This is a genomic window from Stenotrophomonas sp. GD03777 (assembly GCF_029842485.1).
In the GTDB taxonomy this organism is placed as follows: domain Bacteria; phylum Pseudomonadota; class Gammaproteobacteria; order Xanthomonadales; family Xanthomonadaceae; genus Stenotrophomonas; species Stenotrophomonas sepilia.
This window is the reverse complement of the sequence record NZ_JAOCGL010000096.1, coordinates 1-16,024: the sequence shown is the minus strand read 5'-3', so window position 1 is coordinate 16,024 and position 16,024 is coordinate 1. Positions and strand designations below refer to the sequence as shown.

The window sequence follows — 16,024 nt, the reverse complement described above, 5'->3', positions numbered from 1 at the left end:
GCGCCTGGTGCAGGCGTTGCCGATCAACGCGCAGGGCAAGGTGACCCAGGCGGCATTGGCGGCGCTGTTCCAGCCACTGATGCCGGTGCCGGTCTGGGACCGCCGCGACGCCGCCAGCGCCACGCTGCGCATGACCCTCGACCCGGCGCTGCGGCCGTTCCAGGGCCACTTCCCGCAGGCGGCGATCCTGCCCGGTGTTGCGCAGTTGGACTGGGCGATGCGTTTCGGCCGCCAGGCATTTGCGATGCCGCGCGCGTTCCTGCGCATGGACGCGGTGAAGTTCCAGCACGTGGCCCGCCCCGGCGATGAGTTGACCCTGCAGCTGGACTGGGATGCCGCACGCAACGTGTTGGCCTTCCGCTATACCTCCAGCCACGGTGTGCATGCCAGCGGCAAGGTGGTCTTCGCCGATGCGGACTGACCCGGCCGTTGCCGGTGCCGCGTTCGCGCCACTGGTGGTGATTCCCGTCTACGACCACGAGCACGCCATCGTGGCGGTGGTCGACGGTGTGCAGGCCGCTGGCCTGCCTTGCCTGTTGGTCGACGATGGTTCGCATGAGGCGTGCGCGGCGGTGCTGCGCACGCTGGCACAGCGCCAGGGCGTTGACCTGCTGCGCCTGGACGCCAACCAGGGCAAGGGTGGGGCGATGCTGGCCGGTTTTGCTGAAGCCGGCGCGCGTGGCTACAGCCACGTGCTGCAGATCGACGCAGACGGCCAGCACGATACCGCTGACCTGCCACGCTTCATCGAGGCCGCGCGTGTGCATCCCGACGCGGTGATCTGCGGCATTCCGGCCTACGACGCCAGTGTTCCCAAGGCACGCCTGTATGGCCGCTACGCCACCCACGTCTGGGTCTGGATCAACACGCTGTCGCTGCACCTGCGCGACACCATGTGCGGCTTCCGGGTGTATCCACTGCCACCGGTGCTGCGCCTGATCGGTGAAGAGACCATCGGCCGGCGCATGGATTTCGATACTGAAGTGATGGTGCGCCTGTACTGGCGCCAGCTGCCGGTCGAGCACCTGGCCACGCGCGTGACCTATCCCGCCGATGGCGTGTCGCACTTCGATGTGTGGCGCGACAACGTGCGCATCAGCCGCATGCACACCCGCCTGTTCTTCGGCATGCTCTGGCGCGCACCGCGGCTGCTGTGGCGCCGCCTGCAGGGGCAGCGCTGAGATGGCGACCGCGCAGGATGCCCCGCACTGGGCCGATATCGGCGAATCGACGTCGGTGGCCGGCGTGCTGTTCCTGTGCTGGGTGCACCGCTGGTTCGGGCGCTGGCCATTCCGCCTGTGCGCGTGGCCGGTGGTGGCCTGCCATTGGCTGGGCAACCGTGTGGGGCGACAGGCCTCGATGCAGTACCTGCAGCGGCTGCAGGCATACAGCGGTGTGCTCGGCCGCGCGCCGACCCGGCGCGACAGCCTGTGCCACTTCTTCGCCTTCGCCGACACGATGCTGGACAAGATCCTCGGCCTGGGCGGGCGCTACCCGGCCAACCGTATTCACCTGCACCGCGACCTGGTGCTGCAGAAGATCGCGCGCCGCGAAGGCGGTCTGATCCTCACCGCGCACATCGGCTGCCTGGAACTGTGCCAGGTGCTGGCCGAACAGGTGCCGGGGTTCCGCATCACCGTGCTGGTGCATACGGCGCATGCGCAGCGCTTCAACCGCCTGCTGCAGCGGCTGGACCCGCTGGCGGCGGTGGAGCTGGTGCAGGTGACCGAAATGGGGCCGGCCACCGCGGTGATGCTGGCCGAGCGCGTGGCGGCCGGTGGCTTCGTCGCCATCGTCGGCGACCGCACGCCGGTGCAGGGCGGCCGCAGCGTCACCGCCGATTTCCTCGGCCATCGCGCGCCATTCCCGATCGGCGCCTATGTGCTGGCCGCGGCGCTGGGCTGCCCGGTCTACACCATGGCCTGCCTGCACCAGGGCGAGGGCTATCGCGTGGCATTTGAACAATTCGCCGAACGCATCGTGCTGCCGCGCGGCTCGCGCGACGCGGCACTTGCCGAACAGGCACAGCGCTTCGCGCGCTGGCTGGAACTCCAGGTCATCCAGTCCCCGTTGGACTGGTTCAATTTCTTCCCCTTCTGGGATCAGGCTCCGCATGACGACTGACGCCGTACCCGTGTGCCGCTTTGGCGATGCACCGTTGACCATCGAAGACGTGGTTGCCCTGGCCCAGCGCCAGTGCGAGGGCGCACTGAGCGACGCGCCGGCGTTCCGCGCACACATCCAGCGCGGTGCCGACTTCCTTGACCGCCTGCTGCGCGAGGATGGCGTGATCTACGGTGTGACCACCGGCTATGGCGATTCGTGCACGGTGAACATCCCGCCGGCACTGGTGGCTGAACTGCCGCACCACCTGTACACCTACCATGGCTGCGGCCTGGGCCGCTACCTGGACCCGGTCGAGACCCGTGCGGTGCTGGCCGCGCGCCTGGCATCGCTGGTGCGCGGCATGTCCGGTGTCAGCGTGCCGCTGCTGGAAGGCCTGGCCACGCTGCTGCAGCACGATGTGCTGCCGATGATCCCGGCCGAAGGCTCGGTCGGTGCCAGCGGCGACCTGACCCCGCTGTCGTACGTGGCTGCGGTACTGTGTGGCGAGCGCGAGGTGCTGCACGATGGCCGCGTGCAGCCGGCGGCCGAGGTGCTGGCGAAGATCGGCATGACCCCGCTGAAGCTGCGGCCGAAGGAAGGCCTGGCGATCATGAACGGCACAGCGGTGATGACCGGCCTGGCCTGCCTGGCCTGGCAGCGCGCCGACTACCTGGCGCGCATGGCCACGCGCCTGACCGCGTTCAACGTGCTGGCCAGCGACGGCAACGCGCACCACTTCGACGAAACCCTGTTCGCGGCCAAGCCGCATCCGGGCCAGGGCCGCATCGCCGCGCGTCTGCGCAGCGACCTGCACAGCGAGCGTCCGCCGCGCAATGAACAGCGCCTGCAGGACCGCTACTCGCTGCGCTGCGCGCCGCACGTGATCGGCGTGCTGGAGGACAGCCTGCCGTTCCTGCGCCAGCTGATCGAAACCGAACTGAACAGCGCCAACGACAATCCGCTGATCGATGCCGATGGCGAGCGCATCCTGCATGGCGGCCACTTCTACGGCGGCCACATCGCGCTGGCGATGGACACCCTGAAGAACACCGTAGCCAACGTGGCCGATCTGCTCGACCGCCAGTTGGCGCTGGTGGTCGATGCCCGCTACAACCATGGCCTGCCGGCCAACCTGTCGGCGGCCACGGGCCCGCGCGCGGCCATCAACCACGGCCTGAAGGCGCTGCAGATCAGCGTGTCGGCCTGGACGGCCGAAGCGCTGAAGCAGACCCTGCCGGCCAGCGTGTTTTCGCGCTCCACCGAGTGCCACAACCAGGACAAGGTCAGCATGGGCACCATCGCCGCGCGCGACTGCCTGCGCGTGATCGAGCTGACTGAACAGGTGGTGGCCGCGATGCTGATCGCCGCCCGCCAGGGCCTGGCGCTGCGCGAACGGGTTGGCCTGAACGCGCAGCTGCATGGCAGTCTGGCCGACATGTACGCCGACCTGGGGCAGCGCATCGCCCTGGTTGAAGAAGACCGCGCGCTGGATCGCGAACTGCGGGAACTGCTGGTGGAGATCCGCGCGCAACGTTGGGAGCTGTATGCCGGTGAATGAGGCCATCGAACGGGTCGGCGAGGTTGCGCTGACCCCCGCCTTCCATGACTGCGATCCGATGAACGTGGTCTGGCATGGCAACTACTTCAAGTACTTCGAGATCGCGCGCTGCGCGCTGCTCGGGCGCTATGACTACGACTACCCGCAGATGCTCGAATCGGGCTACCTGTGGCCGGTGGTCGATGCCCGGGTGAAGTACGTGCGCCCGCTGCTGTTCAACCAGGCCTTGCGCGTGATTGCGCGCATCGTGGAATGGGAGAACCGGCTGAAGATCGAGTACGAGATCCTTGATGCGGAAAGCGGCCAGGTACTGACCCGCGCGATGACCATCCAGGTCGCGGTGGACGCGGCCAGCAGGGAAATGCTGTACCAGTGCCCGCCGGTACTGTGGGAACGCCTGGGAGTGCCTGCGCCGTGAACATGCTTGTCCGTCTTTCCAGCGTGCTGCTGTGCGCGCTGATGTTCATTGCCGCACCGCAGGTGCAGGCCGCCGACCCCGCCATCGATGCGATCACCCAGGCGGTGGCGCGGCCGGACGTGCTGCGCGGCCAGTTCAGCCAGGAAAAGCAGGTCAGCGGCTTCAAGAACCCGCTGCGCTCGCAGGGCCAGTTCGTGGTCGCGCGCCAGCACGGCGTGATCTGGACCACGCTCAAGCCGTTCCCCTCCGAAGTGGTGGTCACCGCCGACCGTATCCTCAGCCGCCAGCGCGATGGCAGCACCCGTGTCGAGCTCGATGCACGGCAGCAGCCGGCGATGCGTTCGGTGAACGCGATCATGTTCGCGCTGATGAGTGGCGACGTGCAGGCGCTGTCCGGCCAGTTCAACGTGGCGGCCAGCCGTGAAGGGCAGGGCTGGCGGCTGCGGCTGACGCCGAAGTCGGCGATGCTGGCCAAGGCGTTCCAGTCGCTGACCCTGCAAGGTGACCGCTACGTGCGCCAGGTCGAGATCGTCGAGGCCAACAAGGACCGCACGCACATCCAGTTCAGTGCACTGAGCGAAGCGCCGGCCACGCTCACCGCCGACGAGGCACGCCGCTTTGAGTGAGGGGGCAGCATCGAACGGGCCGGACCGGTTGCGGCGCTGGTGGCACTGGCTGGGCATCGCCTGGCTGGTGCTCCTGCTGGTATTAGGTGCGCAGCAATGGCGCCTGTGGAGCCAGCAGTCGCGGATCGACACCGACATCCTCGCCCTGCTGCCGCAGGACGCGCATGACCGCCTGTTGAGTGACGTCACCCGGCGCATCGCCGACGGCAGCTCGCGCCAGGTGGTGGTGCTGCTGGGCAGCAAGGATGGCGCCGCCGCCAAGCGCGCACAGGCGGCGTTCGCTGCGGCGATGGCGGCGGATGCCGACAGCGCGTTGCTGGTGCCCAGTGGTTCGATCGAAGGCTGGTTCGACGAGGCGCGCGCGTTCTACGCGCCGTACCGCGACCGCCTGCTGACCCCGGCCCAGCGCGAGCAGCTGCAGGGCAGCGAGCCGGGCGCGTTGGCCGAGCAGGCGTTGGCTGCGCTGTACGGTCCGATGGGCGCACCGCGCCTGACCGATTGGCGGCAAGACCCGCTCTCGCTGTGGCCGCAATGGTGGCAGCAGCAGGCGCAGGGGTCGGGGTTGCGGCTGGGCGATGATGGCCTGCTCGAAGCCGAGGGCAAGCATTGGGCCGCGCTGCAGTTCGATACGCCGGGTTCGGCGTTCCAGCTTGACGGCGAGCGCCATCTCGATGGCCTGCTGGAACGTGCCGGGCAGGCCGCCAGGGCGGCGGCGCCCGAGCTGGAAATCCTGCATGCCGGCGTACCGCTGCATGCCGAAGCGGCCGCAGTGCAGGCCAACCAGGAGATCAACACGATCGGCTGGGGCTCGCTGGCCGCGGTGCTGCTGCTGGTGTGGCTGGCGTTCCGTTCGCTGCGGCCGATCCTGCTGGTCGCCGCCTCACTGCTGATCGGCTGCGGCGTGGCGCTGGCGGTGACCGTACTGGTGTTCGGCAAGGTGCACGTGCTCACCCTGGTGTTCGGCGCGTCGCTGGTGGGCGTGGCCGAGGACTACGGCATCCATTGGTTCGCTTCGCGCCAGGCCGAACCGGCCGATCGTCGCTGGAAGCTGCTGCGGCACCTGCTGCCCGGCCTGTGGCTGGCCCTGCTGACCAGCGCGCTGGCCTACCTGGCACTGGGCCTGGCCCCGTTCCCGGGCCTGCGCCAGATGGCATTGTTCTCGGTGGTCGGCCTGGCCGCCGCCTTCCTTACGGTGATTTTCTGGTTCCCGTGGCTGGATGGCGGTGAGATCCGCCAGACCCGTTTCTCGCAGTGGCTGGGCAACACGCTGGAGCGCTTCCCGCGGTTGCATGGCCGCCGGCCGGTGACGGTGTTCGTGGTGATCACGCTGGCGCTGTCTGCCATCGGCATTGCCCGCCTGAACAGCAACGACGACCTGCGCAGCCTGCAGTCCTCGCCGCCGGCGTTGATGGCCCAGCAGATCCGCCTGAGCCAGCTGCTGGGCATGCCCAGCCCGGCGCAGTTCTACCTGGTGCAGGGCAGTGACGCCGCACAGCTGCTGCAGCGCGAAGAAGCGCTGACCGAACGCCTGCGTGTACTGGCCAACGACAAGCGCATTGGTGGCTACCGTGCGATCAGCGACTGGCTGCCGTCGCCAGCGCGCCAGCAGGCCGATGCGGCGCTGACCGCCAAGGTGGAACCGGGCGTGCTGGACGCGGTGTCCGAGGCGGTCGGCGAACCGCTGCCGCGCCCGGATTTCGCCGCTACGCCGCTGACCGCGGAGGCGTTCCTGGCCTCGCCGGCCTCGCAGCCGTTCCGCCACCTGTGGGTGGGCGAGGTCGGCGGGCAGATGATCAGCGTGGTGATGGTCGATGACCTGTCGCGCGCTGATGCGCTGGCCACCCTGCGCGGGGCGGCCGAAGGCCTGCCGGGTGTGCGCTGGGTGGACCGCACCGCCGACTTCTCGCAGCTGCTGGGCCACTACCGCAAGCTGATGGGCGGGCTGCTGCTGGTCGGCATCGTGCTGGTGTTCGGCGCGCTGTGGCTGCGCTATCGCCGCCAGGCCTGGCGCGTGTTCGCGCCGACCCTGATTGCCGGTGCGCTGACCCTGGGCCTGCTGGGCCTGTTCGGCCAGCCACTGCAGCTGTTCAACGTGCTGGCACTGATGCTGTTGCTGGGCATGGGCATCGACTACGGCATTTTCCTGATCGAGCACCGCGGCGACGCCAGTGCCTGGCTGGCCGTGTGCGTGGGCGCGGCCAGCACCTGGCTGTCGTTCGGCCTGCTGGGCCTGTCGCAGACCCCAGCGTTGCGCGCGTTCGGCCTGACCCTGCTGTTCGGCATCGGCCTGGTCTGGCTGATCTCGCCGCTGTTCCGTCCGCCGCCGCACGATCTGCCGCCGGCCTGAACCTGTTTCCGACTTCCTTCTTTCCACTTGATCGAGCAACAAGGACGCACCGATGAACACTGCTGTGGATGCTGTCGAACGTACTGAAATCCTGATCATCGGCGCGGGCCCGGCCGGTTCGGTGGCTGCGGCGATGCTGCGCCAGCAGGGCCGCCAGGTGCTGATGCTGGAACGCCAGCAGTTCCCACGCTTCTCCATCGGCGAAAGCCTGCTGCCGCAGAGCATGGAGTACATCGAGGCGGCCGGCCTGCTGCAGGATGTGGTCGAGGCGGGCTTCCAGTACAAGAACGGTGCCGCCTTCGTGCACGGCGAAGCGCGCACTGCATTCGACTTCAGGAAGAAGTTCTCGCCGGGTTGGGGCACCACCTACCAGGTGCAGCGCGCCGACTTCGACAACGTGCTGGCACGCGGTGCCGAGCGCATGGGCACCACGCTGCGCTTCGGCGACGAAGTGCTTGCGGTCGAGCCGGGCGAGCAACCGGCGGTGACGGTGCGCCGCCCGGACGGCAGTGAATACCGCATCGAGGCCGATTTCATCCTCGATGCCTCCGGTTTCGCGCGGCTGCTGCCGCGGTTGCTGCAGCTGGAGTCGCCGTCCAACTTCCCGGTGCGCGGCGCGATCTTCTGCCACGTGCGCGACAACATTCCGGCCGAAGCGGACTTCGACCGCAACAAGATCCTGATCACCACCCACCCCGAGCACATCGACGTCTGGTACTGGACGATTCCGTTCTCCAACGGCTGCTGTTCGCTGGGCGTGGTCGCCGAGCCGTCGTTCTTCGAGCGCTACGAGGGTGACGACCTGCAGAAGCTGCAGGCCATCGTCGGCGAGGACCCCAACCTGACCGGGCTGCTGGCCAACGCCGAATGGGCGGTGCTGCCGGTGCGCCGCATCACCGGCTATTCGGCCAACGTCAGTTCGCTGTGGGGGCCCGGCTACGCGTTGCTGGGCAACGCCGGCGAGTTCCTCGATCCGGTGTTCTCCTCCGGCGTGACCATTGCCTTCAAGTCCGCGCAGCTCGCCAGTGAATGCCTCAAGCGCCGCTATGCCGGCCAGGCCGTGGACTGGGAGGCCGAGTTCTCGATCCCGCTGCGTGCCGGCGTGAAGACCTTCCGGCGCTTCGTCGAAAGCTGGTACGAGGGCGGTTTCCAGAAGATCATCTACCACCCGCAACAGCAGCCCGAAGTGCGCGACATGATCAGCTCCATCCTGGCCGGCTACGCCTGGGACACCAACAACCCTTACGTGGCCGACGACAGCGGCCGCCGCATGCGCGTGCTGGAGCAGCTGTGCGGCGCGTGATTGCCCGTACTGCGGTGCTGCTGCTGTGCCTGCTGCTGGCCGCCTGTGCCGGCCGCATGCCGAAACCGCAGGTGGAACTGCCGCCGCTGCGCCTGGCGCCGGCCAGCCTGCCGGCGCCGCTGGCGCTGCAGCAGCAGCTGCATTTCCGCTTCGGCACGCATGAGCGCGATCTCGACGCGCTGCTGGAAGCCGACGCCCAGCAGGTGCAGCTGGCCGTGCAGGCGATGGGCCAGACCGGCGTGCGCCTGCAATGGGACGGCCAGCAGCTGACCCAGCAGCGCGCGCCATGGCTGCCACCGCAGGTGCGCGCCGAGCGCGTGCTGGATGACCTGCAGTTCGCGCTGTGGCCGACCGCGGCCATTGCCGCCGTGCTGCCGGCGGGCTGGCAGGTCAGTGATGATGGCCATCAGCGCAGCCTGTCGCGTGAGGGCACCGTGTGGCTGCACCTGCAGCGGCTGGACGATGGCAGCGTGCAGCTGGACAACCGCGCCGAAGGCTATGCGCTGCGCATCGAATCGATCGACATGGCCGGGCCGGACCGATGAGCGCACCGATCTACCTGAACGACCTGGGTGTGGTCTGTGCACTCGGCGCTGACCGCGCCGCCGTGACGTCGGCACTGTTCGCCGACGCGCCGGGCGGGCTCAGCGACAACGAGAGCCTGTTGCCGGGGCGCACCCTGGCGCTGGGGGAAGTACGCACGCCGCTGCCGGCGCTGGATGACCTGCCGGTGGCCCTGCGCGGGCGCAACAATGCCCTGCTGGACGTGGCATTGGCTCAGATCGCGCCGGCAGTGGCCGCGGCGATCGCCCGCCATGGCGCCGAGCGCGTAGCGGTGGTGCTGGGCACCAGCACCTCGGGCATTGGTGAATCCGAGCAGGCATTGCGCAGCCATGCCGAACAGGGCCAGTGGCCGCAGGGCTTTGATTACGCCCAGCAGGAAATGGGCACCGCCGCGCAGTTCGTGCGCCAGCGCAGTGGCGCACAGGGGCCGGCATGGACCCTGTCCACTGCCTGCTCGTCCAGTGCCAAGGCGCTGATGTCGGCCGCACGCATGCTGCGCGCCGGCATCGTCGATGCGGTGATCGCCGGTGGCGCCGATTCGCTGTGCCGCTTCACCGTGGCCGGCTTCAGCGCGCTGGAATCGGTCTCGGCCCAACGTTGCAATCCGTTCTCGCAGCATCGTACTGGTATCAACATCGGCGAAGGCGCCGCGCTGTTCCTGCTCACCCGCGAACCCGGCCCGGTATGCCTGGCGGGGTGGGGCGAGTCGGCCGACGCCCACCATATGTCCGCCCCGGACCCGCAGGGCCTGGGCGCCATCGACGCCCTGCAGCAGGCGCTGCAGCGTGCTGGCTGGGCCGCCGGCGAAGTGGACTATGTGAACCTGCATGGGACCGCGACCGGCCACAACGATGCGATGGAAAGCCTGGCCGTGTCGCAGGTGCTGGGCAGCCACGTGCCGGCCAGTTCGACCAAGCCGTTGACCGGCCATACGCTGGGTGCCTCGGGTGCCATCGAGGCGGCGCTGTGCTGGATCGTGCTGGCCGAGAACCCGCAGCAGCTGCTGCCGCCGCACTGGTGGGACGGCGTGGCCGACCCGGCACTGCCGGTGCTGCCGCTGGTCGCACCGGGCACGCGCCTTGCGCAGCCGCCACGGCGGGTGCTGAGCAATTCGTTCGCCTTCGGCGGCAGCAATGCCGTGCTGGCACTGGAGCGTCGATGAACACGCTGTACGCGATCGAAGACGTGGTGCCGCACCGCCAGGACATGTGCCTGCTGGAGCGCATCACGCAGTGGGACCAGGACGCCATCGAGGCCGAACTGGTGGTGCCCGAGGCCGGCCTGTTCGTCGAGGATGACCAGGTGCCGGCATGGGTCGGCATCGAGTACATGGCGCAGGCCATCGCGGCCTGGGCCGGTTGCCGAGCGCGTGCGGCCGGCAGGCCACCGCAGCTGGGCTTCCTGCTCGGCAGCCGCCGCTACAGCAGCGCGCGCAGCAGCTTCCCCAGCGGTTCGCGGCTGCGCGTACAGGCGCGCTGCGAGCTGTTGGGTGACAATGGATTGGGGATGTTCGCCTGCCGCATCCTGGCAGGCGAGGAAGAATGGGCGACAGCCAACGTGTCGGTGTTCGAACCGGCCGACGCGATGGCCTATCTGGAGAGTGGACAGGCATGACAGGGAATCGAAGCGTGCTGGTGACCGGCGCCAGCCGGGGCATCGGCCGGGCCATCGCGCTGCGCATCGCGCGCGATGGCTTCGACGTGGTGGTGCATTGCCGCAGCCGCGTGGATGAAGCACAGGCGGTGGTCGCCGAGATCCAGGCACTGGGCCAGCAGGGCCGCGTGCTGGTGTTCGACGTGGCCGACCGCGCGTCTGCGCGGGCCGCTCTGGAGGCCGATGTCGAAGCGCACGGCGCTTACTACGGCGTGGTCTGCAATGCCGGCATCGCCCGCGATGGCGCCTTCCCGGCGCTGTCAGCGGACGATTGGGACCAGGTCATCCACACCAACCTGGATGGCTTCTACAACGTGCTGCATCCGCTGATCATGCCGATGGTGCGGCGGCGCAAGCCGGGCCGCATCGTCACCCTGTCGTCGGTCTCCGGACTGGCCGGCAACCGCGGGCAGGTCAACTACAGTGCCGCCAAGGCCGGCATCATCGGCGCCACCAAGGCCCTGGCGCTGGAACTGGCCAGCCGCCAGATCACCGTCAACTGCGTGGCCCCGGGCCTGATCGAGACCGAAATGCTCAACGACGAAGTGGTTGAACACGCGCTCAAGCTGATTCCCGCCGGCCGCGTTGGCCGCCCGGACGAAGTGGCGGCTACCGTGGCGTTCCTGCTGTCCGAACCGGCCGGCTACATCACCCGCCAGGTGATCTCGGTGAACGGAGGCATGCTCTGATGGCCGCCGATCGTCGCGTGGTGGTTACCGGCGCCGCTGCCATCAGTCCACTCGGCCACGACTGGCCGACCATCGAAGCGCACCTGCGCAGCTGCCGCAACGCGGTGCGTGCGATGCCCGAGTGGGATGTCTATGCCGGGCTGAACACCAAGCTGGCCGCGCCGGCGCAGGACTTCGAGCTGCCGCCGAACTACAACCGCAAGACCACCCGCTCGATGGGCAAGGTCGCGATCATGTCGGTGCGCGCCACCGAGGTGGCGCTGCGCGAGGCCGGCCTGAATGAGCATCCGGTGCTGCGCAGTGGCCGTACCGGCGTGGCCTATGGCTCCTCGTCCGGCAGCCACGAGGCCACCGGCGAATTCGGGCGCATGCTCAACGAATTCACCACCGATGGCATCAGCGCCACGACCTATCTGAAGATGATGAGCCACACCGCGCCGGTCAACATCGGCGTGTTCTTCGGCCTGTCCGGGCGCGTGTACACCACCTCCAGCGCCTGCACGTCAGGCAGCCAGGGTGTGGGCGCGGCCTATGAAGCCATCCGCAGCGGCAAGCAGACGGTGATGGTGGCCGGCGGTGCCGAGCAACTCGATGCCACCGCTGCAGCGGTGTTCGACACGCTGTTCGCCACCAGCGTGCGCAACGACGCGCCGCAGACCACGCCTCGCCCGTTCGATGCCGGCCGCGATGGCCTGGTGCTGGGCGAGGGCGCCTGCACGCTGATCCTGGAAGACCTGGAACACGCGCAGGCGCGCGGCGCCACCATCCTTGCCGAGGTGGTCGGCTACGGCACCAACAGCGATGGCCAGCACGTCACCCAGCCCAGCGCCGACACCATGGCCCAGGCCATGCGCCTGGCATTGGAGGACGCCGGCCTGGACGCGGCGCAGATCGACTACGTCAACGCCCATGGCACCGCCACCGACCACGGCGACATCGCCGAGACCCAGGCCACCGCACAGGTGTTCGGCAGCCGCGTGCCGATCAGCTCGCTGAAGAGCTACGTCGGCCACATGCTGGGTGCCTGTGGCGCGTTCGAGGCCTGGGTGAGCATCCAGATGATGCGTGCCGGCTGGTTCGCGCCCACCCTGAACCTGGCCGCGGTCGACCCGCGCTGTGGCCAGCTCGACTTCATCACCGGGCAGGGCCGCGAACTGCAGGCCGAGTACGTGATGAGCAACAACTTCGCCTTCGGTGGCATCAACACCTCGCTGGTGTTCCGCCGCTGGAGCGAGTGATCCACTGCGCCAACACACCGTTCCCGTTACCCCCGCACCCTCGACAAGGAGATGTTCCGATGCGCCGCACTCTCATGATCGCCACGGCTACCGCGCTGCTGGCCCTGACTTCCACCGCTTCCGCCCGCGACACGCGTGTCGAACAGTCCCTGCAGGAACTGGTCAATTCGCAGGCCGCCAAGGACGCCGGCATCGACGGCAGCGTGCGTTTCTATCTGGCCGGCCAGCCGGTCAGCGTGCAGCAGCGCCTGGGCGAAGACGTGACCAACAAGAAGACCAACGCCGCCAACAAGAGCGATGCCGAGGCCTGCCGCTGGGTTGCGCTGTCGGCACTGCGCGCGCTGCAGGACGGTGCCAAGTCGCGCGGCGCCAACGCCGTGGTCGACATCGTCAGCTATTACAAGAAGAACGAGTTCAAGAGCAGCACCAACTACGAGTGCTACGCCGGTGCCATCCTCGCGGGTGTCGCGCTGAAGGGCACTTACGCCAAGGTCAAGTAAGCGCCCGTGTGGCGGCGGCGCAGCCTGAACGTCGCCGCCACATTGCTGAACCCCGCAGGCGAAACACCGCCGATCGCGCCGCCATCGTCGGCTGACGGCTTTCCCCGGTGTCGGCTTTCCGACACAATCATGGCTCTTCCCGGGTTATCGTCCCGCGGACATGTACGCCTACGTCTATAAAAGCCAACTCAAGCCGGACACCTACGTCTACGTTCCCCGACGCGATGATTTCAGCGCGCTGCCCGCGCCGCTGCTCACCTCGCTGGGGACGCTCGCCTTCGTCCTGGAGGTGGTCCTGGATGCCCAGCGCCGCCTGGCGCAGGCTGACCCGGAAAAGGTCCGCAGCGAAATGAGCGAGCGCGGGTTCTACCTGCAGGTGCCGCCGTCGGTGGCCAGCCTGATGCCGCGCCACTATGACTGACGCCTCCCGTCCGCGCATTCTGTCAATTGCCTTCGCCGCGGGCGCGGTGCTGGCGCTGGGCGCCGCCGTGGGCGGCGTTCCGGGTGCGGTCCTTGCCGCACTGGCGCAGCCCGCGTTCGCGCTGGCGATATCGTGGTGGCGCCGCAGCCGCGCGCTGCGGCCGCTGAAGGTGGTCGCACGCCAGGACATGCCGGCGCTGCTGGCATTGTGGGCAGCCGCCCCGCTGTTGCTGGCGCTGCTGCTGGCCTGGCCGCTCGCGGCGCTGCGTGACAGCGGCAGCCTGGCGGCAGTGCTTGGCCTGAGCGTACTGGTCAGTGCCGGCCTGCTGGCGGCCTGGCGCACCTGGCCATTGTGGAACGATGTCGAACGCCTGGATGGCAGCCTGGCCCAGCACTGGCAGGCGCTGGCGGGGCGCGACCTGACTGCTTGGCGTGGCCTCGGCGTGGCCGCGCTGGTCATTGCGCTGGCCGCGCTGGTGGTGCTGCCGGCCTGGCCGGGCCTGTTGCCGGAAAGCGCGCGCTGGCCCGCCGCGCTGGCGGTCGTACTGCTGTCGCCGGTGCTGCACCTGCTGCTGCAGCGGGTCGCGCCTGCGCCGCTGGTGTCGTTGCGCTCCAGCCCGTTGGTGGCGTCCAGCGCTGAACCCGAACCGATGTTCGCAGCGGCGGCCGACGCCCTGCCGCTGGAGGCGATGGCGCCGCAGGAACTGACACCGGCGCTGTATGAAGCCGCCCGCCAGGGCCGCATCGACCGGGGCCTGCAGCTGCTGCAGGCCGGTGCCGATCCGTATGCGCTGCCGGACCCGAACTGGCGTGACCAGCGCAGCCTGGCGGTGCTGGCCGCGGTGCTGCCGGACCTGCGCCTGCTGCGCGAACTGATTGCCCGCGGCGTCGATGTGAATGCGCCGCACCGGGGCATGACCCCGCTGCTGGCGGCGACCCGCGACAGCTGGCATGGCCGCCCCGAAGCGGTGATGACCCTGCTCGCCAACGGCGCCGACTCGCGTGCCACCGACAGTGATGGCAACACCCCGTTGCACCATGCCGCACGCAGTTCCGACCCGGGGGTGGCCGCGCTGCTGCGCGATGCCGCTGCCGAAGTCGATGCGCTGAACCGTGATGGCTGGTCGCCGCTGGCGGTGGCCTGCCAGGTGGGCAACTGGCGTCTGGCCCGCTTCCTGCTCGAACGCGGTGCACGCTGCGAACCGGCCGATGGCACCCCGGTGCTGCTGGCCGCCGCCGCCACCGAGGATGACGATCCGGCGGGCGTGCAGCTGCTGCTCAAGCACAAGGCACGGGCCGACGCCCGCGATCGCCAGCGCCGCAGTGCGTTGCATGAGGCGGCCCTGGCCGGCCATGTCGAGATCATCGGCGTGCTGCTCGGCGCGGGCGCCAATCTGGAGGCGCGCGATGCACTGGGGCGTACGCCGTGGCTGGAAGCGGCCCGTGCCGGTCGCGCCGCCGTGATCGAGCACCTGCTGCCGCACAAGCCGGACCTGGTCGCGGTGGACGGCGAAGGCCGCAATGCGGTGCAGCTGGCGGCGATGGCCGAGGATGTCTCGCCGCTGCTGATCAAGCGCCTGGTCGAACTGGGCATCGCGGCCGATGCCACCGATCCGGTCGGCCGCCGTGCGGTGGACTACGCCGCCGAGGCCGGCCGCTGGGCGATCGTAGCCCTGCTGGACCCGTCCTATCCGTTGCCGGCCGCGGTCAGTGATGGCCTGGCCGATCGTGGCGAAGCAGCCAGTGCCAGCGGCCTGCTGCCGGACCGTCCGCCGCTGACCCTGCTGCGCGAGGCCCTGGGCTTCGGCAACACCGACGGCATGGCGGCGCTGGCCAGGCTGTGCCAACCGGAGGAACTGGGCGGGCTGCTGCTCGATCCGGAGTTGGCGCTGGAACCGCGTGCGGTGGACTGGCTGCTGGGCCACGGCGCCGATCCCTATGTGCGTGATGCCTGCTCCGACACGCCGATGTTCGCGCTGTTGTCGCGCGGCATCGATGCGGTGCCGGCGTTGCAGGTGATGCTGCAGCGCGGCCTGTCGCCGGCCGGCCGCGGTGGCCTGGCGCGCTTCCTTGCTGCCTGCGCACAGCACGACCAGGCCGCGCGTGGCCTGGAACAGCTGGCACTGGAACTGCTTGAGCGTGGCGCCGATCCGTTCGCCGCCTCGCCGGCGGGCGATCCGCCGCTGTCGCTGGCGGTGCGCCTGGGGTGGCTGCGGCTGCAGCAGGCCCTGCTCAAGGCCGGCGTTGATCGCGAAGCACGCGACAGCCACGGCATGACCGCACTGCACCTGGCCACCGCATTGGCCCGCGAAGGCGCGCTTAAGCTGCTGGTGCAGCATGGTGCCTCGCCGGAAGCACGTGCCGCCGACGGCCAGACACCGCTGGGCGTGGCGCTGTCGATCGGTCGCCGCGATCTGGCCGACTGGCTCGATTGGCGGGTGTGGCCGTTGCCGCGCCGCACCCTGCGCGAGGCCGATCTGCCGGCCGCCGCAATGGCCGGTGACGTCGATGCAGTGCGCCGCCTGATCGATCTGGGCTTCGCCGTCGACGCCGTCGACGCACAGGGCTGCACCGCGCTGCTGCGTGCTGCCGGTGGCGGCCA

Annotated in this window: 15 protein-coding genes and 1 pseudogene; all 16 read left to right on the top strand. The window is 69.2% G+C overall.

Translation table 11 applies throughout. From position 1 onward, the window contains the following. Positions 1–421: pseudogene (locus N5E02_RS16830) on the top strand (AMP-binding protein); the annotation flags it as partial. Further along, positions 411–1,181 carry a glycosyltransferase family 2 protein gene (locus tag N5E02_RS16825; protein WP_065196793.1) on the top strand — a complete coding sequence of 257 codons (771 nt, stop codon included), beginning with the start codon at positions 411–413 and terminating at the stop codon, positions 1,179–1,181. The pseudogene N5E02_RS16830 and the gene N5E02_RS16825, both read left to right, overlap by 11 nt. 1 nt (position 1,182) lies before the next feature. Continuing rightward, a complete protein-coding gene (locus tag N5E02_RS16820) occupies positions 1,183–2,124 on the top strand; it encodes an acyltransferase (RefSeq protein WP_065177839.1) in 942 nt (313 codons plus the stop codon). Next, positions 2,114–3,664: an aromatic amino acid ammonia-lyase gene (locus N5E02_RS16815; RefSeq protein ID WP_139727997.1), complete on the top strand. Its 1,551-nt coding sequence runs from the start codon at positions 2,114–2,116 to the stop codon at positions 3,662–3,664. Before N5E02_RS16820 ends, N5E02_RS16815 begins: the two co-directional genes overlap by 11 nt. Continuing rightward, positions 3,651–4,082 carry an acyl-CoA thioesterase gene (locus N5E02_RS16810; RefSeq protein ID WP_279946523.1) on the top strand — a complete coding sequence of 144 codons (432 nt, stop codon included), beginning with the start codon at positions 3,651–3,653 and terminating at the stop codon, positions 4,080–4,082. Before N5E02_RS16815 ends, N5E02_RS16810 begins: the two co-directional genes overlap by 14 nt. Before the next feature lie 2 nt (positions 4,083–4,084). Next, positions 4,085–4,708 (top strand): outer membrane lipoprotein carrier protein LolA, encoded by a 624-nt coding sequence (locus tag N5E02_RS16805; RefSeq protein ID WP_262220874.1) that lies wholly within the window; start codon positions 4,085–4,087, stop codon positions 4,706–4,708. After that, positions 4,701–7,055 carry an MMPL family transporter gene (locus tag N5E02_RS16800; RefSeq protein ID WP_279946522.1) on the top strand — a complete coding sequence of 785 codons (2,355 nt, stop codon included), beginning with the start codon at positions 4,701–4,703 and terminating at the stop codon, positions 7,053–7,055. Before N5E02_RS16805 ends, N5E02_RS16800 begins: the two co-directional genes overlap by 8 nt. Before the next feature lie 52 nt (positions 7,056–7,107). Then, positions 7,108–8,358: an NAD(P)/FAD-dependent oxidoreductase gene (locus tag N5E02_RS16795; protein WP_005420291.1), complete on the top strand. Its 1,251-nt coding sequence runs from the start codon at positions 7,108–7,110 to the stop codon at positions 8,356–8,358. After that, positions 8,346–8,903 (top strand): DUF3261 domain-containing protein, encoded by a 558-nt coding sequence (locus tag N5E02_RS16790; RefSeq protein WP_005420289.1) that lies wholly within the window; start codon positions 8,346–8,348, stop codon positions 8,901–8,903. The genes N5E02_RS16795 and N5E02_RS16790 overlap by 13 nt, the downstream gene beginning before the upstream one ends. After that, on the top strand, positions 8,900–10,084 hold the full coding sequence (locus N5E02_RS16785; protein ID WP_188239024.1) for a beta-ketoacyl-ACP synthase: 1,185 nt from the start codon (positions 8,900–8,902) through the stop codon (positions 10,082–10,084). The genes N5E02_RS16790 and N5E02_RS16785 overlap by 4 nt, the downstream gene beginning before the upstream one ends. After that, the gene (locus N5E02_RS16780) at positions 10,081–10,536 is read left to right on the top strand and encodes a hypothetical protein (protein ID WP_005420287.1); all 456 of its coding nucleotides are present in this window, start codon (positions 10,081–10,083) and stop codon (positions 10,534–10,536) included. Before N5E02_RS16785 ends, N5E02_RS16780 begins: the two co-directional genes overlap by 4 nt. After that, positions 10,533–11,264 (top strand): 3-ketoacyl-ACP reductase FabG2, encoded by a 732-nt coding sequence (locus N5E02_RS16775; RefSeq protein ID WP_111174844.1) that lies wholly within the window; start codon positions 10,533–10,535, stop codon positions 11,262–11,264. The genes N5E02_RS16780 and N5E02_RS16775 overlap by 4 nt, the downstream gene beginning before the upstream one ends. Continuing rightward, positions 11,264–12,502: a beta-ketoacyl-ACP synthase gene (locus N5E02_RS16770; RefSeq protein ID WP_005420285.1), complete on the top strand. Its 1,239-nt coding sequence runs from the start codon at positions 11,264–11,266 to the stop codon at positions 12,500–12,502. The genes N5E02_RS16775 and N5E02_RS16770 overlap by 1 nt, the downstream gene beginning before the upstream one ends. A gap of 59 nt (positions 12,503–12,561) precedes the next feature. Continuing rightward, positions 12,562–13,002, top strand: a complete 441-nt coding sequence (locus N5E02_RS16765) for a hypothetical protein (RefSeq protein WP_005420284.1) — start codon at positions 12,562–12,564, stop codon at positions 13,000–13,002. Positions 13,003–13,162: 160 nt separating this feature from the next. Continuing rightward, positions 13,163–13,423: a YcgL domain-containing protein gene (locus N5E02_RS16760; protein ID WP_005420281.1), complete on the top strand. Its 261-nt coding sequence runs from the start codon at positions 13,163–13,165 to the stop codon at positions 13,421–13,423. Further along, positions 13,416–16,024: ankyrin repeat domain-containing protein (locus tag N5E02_RS16755; protein ID WP_279946521.1), on the top strand; the 2,609-nt coding region annotated here is incomplete at its 3' end. The genes N5E02_RS16760 and N5E02_RS16755, both read left to right, overlap by 8 nt.

Coding starts and splice junctions, on each gene's coding strand:
- N5E02_RS16825 (WP_065196793.1), top strand. CDS start 411: ATGCGGACTGACCCGGCCGTTGCCGGTGCCGCGTTCGCGCCACTGGTG.
- N5E02_RS16820 (WP_065177839.1), top strand. CDS start 1,183: ATGGCGACCGCGCAGGATGCCCCGCACTGGGCCGATATCGGCGAATCG.
- N5E02_RS16815 (WP_139727997.1), top strand. CDS start 2,114: ATGACGACTGACGCCGTACCCGTGTGCCGCTTTGGCGATGCACCGTTG.
- N5E02_RS16810 (WP_279946523.1), top strand. CDS start 3,651: ATGCCGGTGAATGAGGCCATCGAACGGGTCGGCGAGGTTGCGCTGACC.
- N5E02_RS16805 (WP_262220874.1), top strand. CDS start 4,085: ATGCTTGTCCGTCTTTCCAGCGTGCTGCTGTGCGCGCTGATGTTCATT.
- N5E02_RS16795 (WP_005420291.1), top strand. CDS start 7,108: ATGAACACTGCTGTGGATGCTGTCGAACGTACTGAAATCCTGATCATC.
- N5E02_RS16785 (WP_188239024.1), top strand. CDS start 8,900: ATGAGCGCACCGATCTACCTGAACGACCTGGGTGTGGTCTGTGCACTC.
- N5E02_RS16780 (WP_005420287.1), top strand. CDS start 10,081: ATGAACACGCTGTACGCGATCGAAGACGTGGTGCCGCACCGCCAGGAC.
- N5E02_RS16775 (WP_111174844.1), top strand. CDS start 10,533: ATGACAGGGAATCGAAGCGTGCTGGTGACCGGCGCCAGCCGGGGCATC.
- N5E02_RS16770 (WP_005420285.1), top strand. CDS start 11,264: ATGGCCGCCGATCGTCGCGTGGTGGTTACCGGCGCCGCTGCCATCAGT.
- N5E02_RS16765 (WP_005420284.1), top strand. CDS start 12,562: ATGCGCCGCACTCTCATGATCGCCACGGCTACCGCGCTGCTGGCCCTG.
- N5E02_RS16760 (WP_005420281.1), top strand. CDS start 13,163: ATGTACGCCTACGTCTATAAAAGCCAACTCAAGCCGGACACCTACGTC.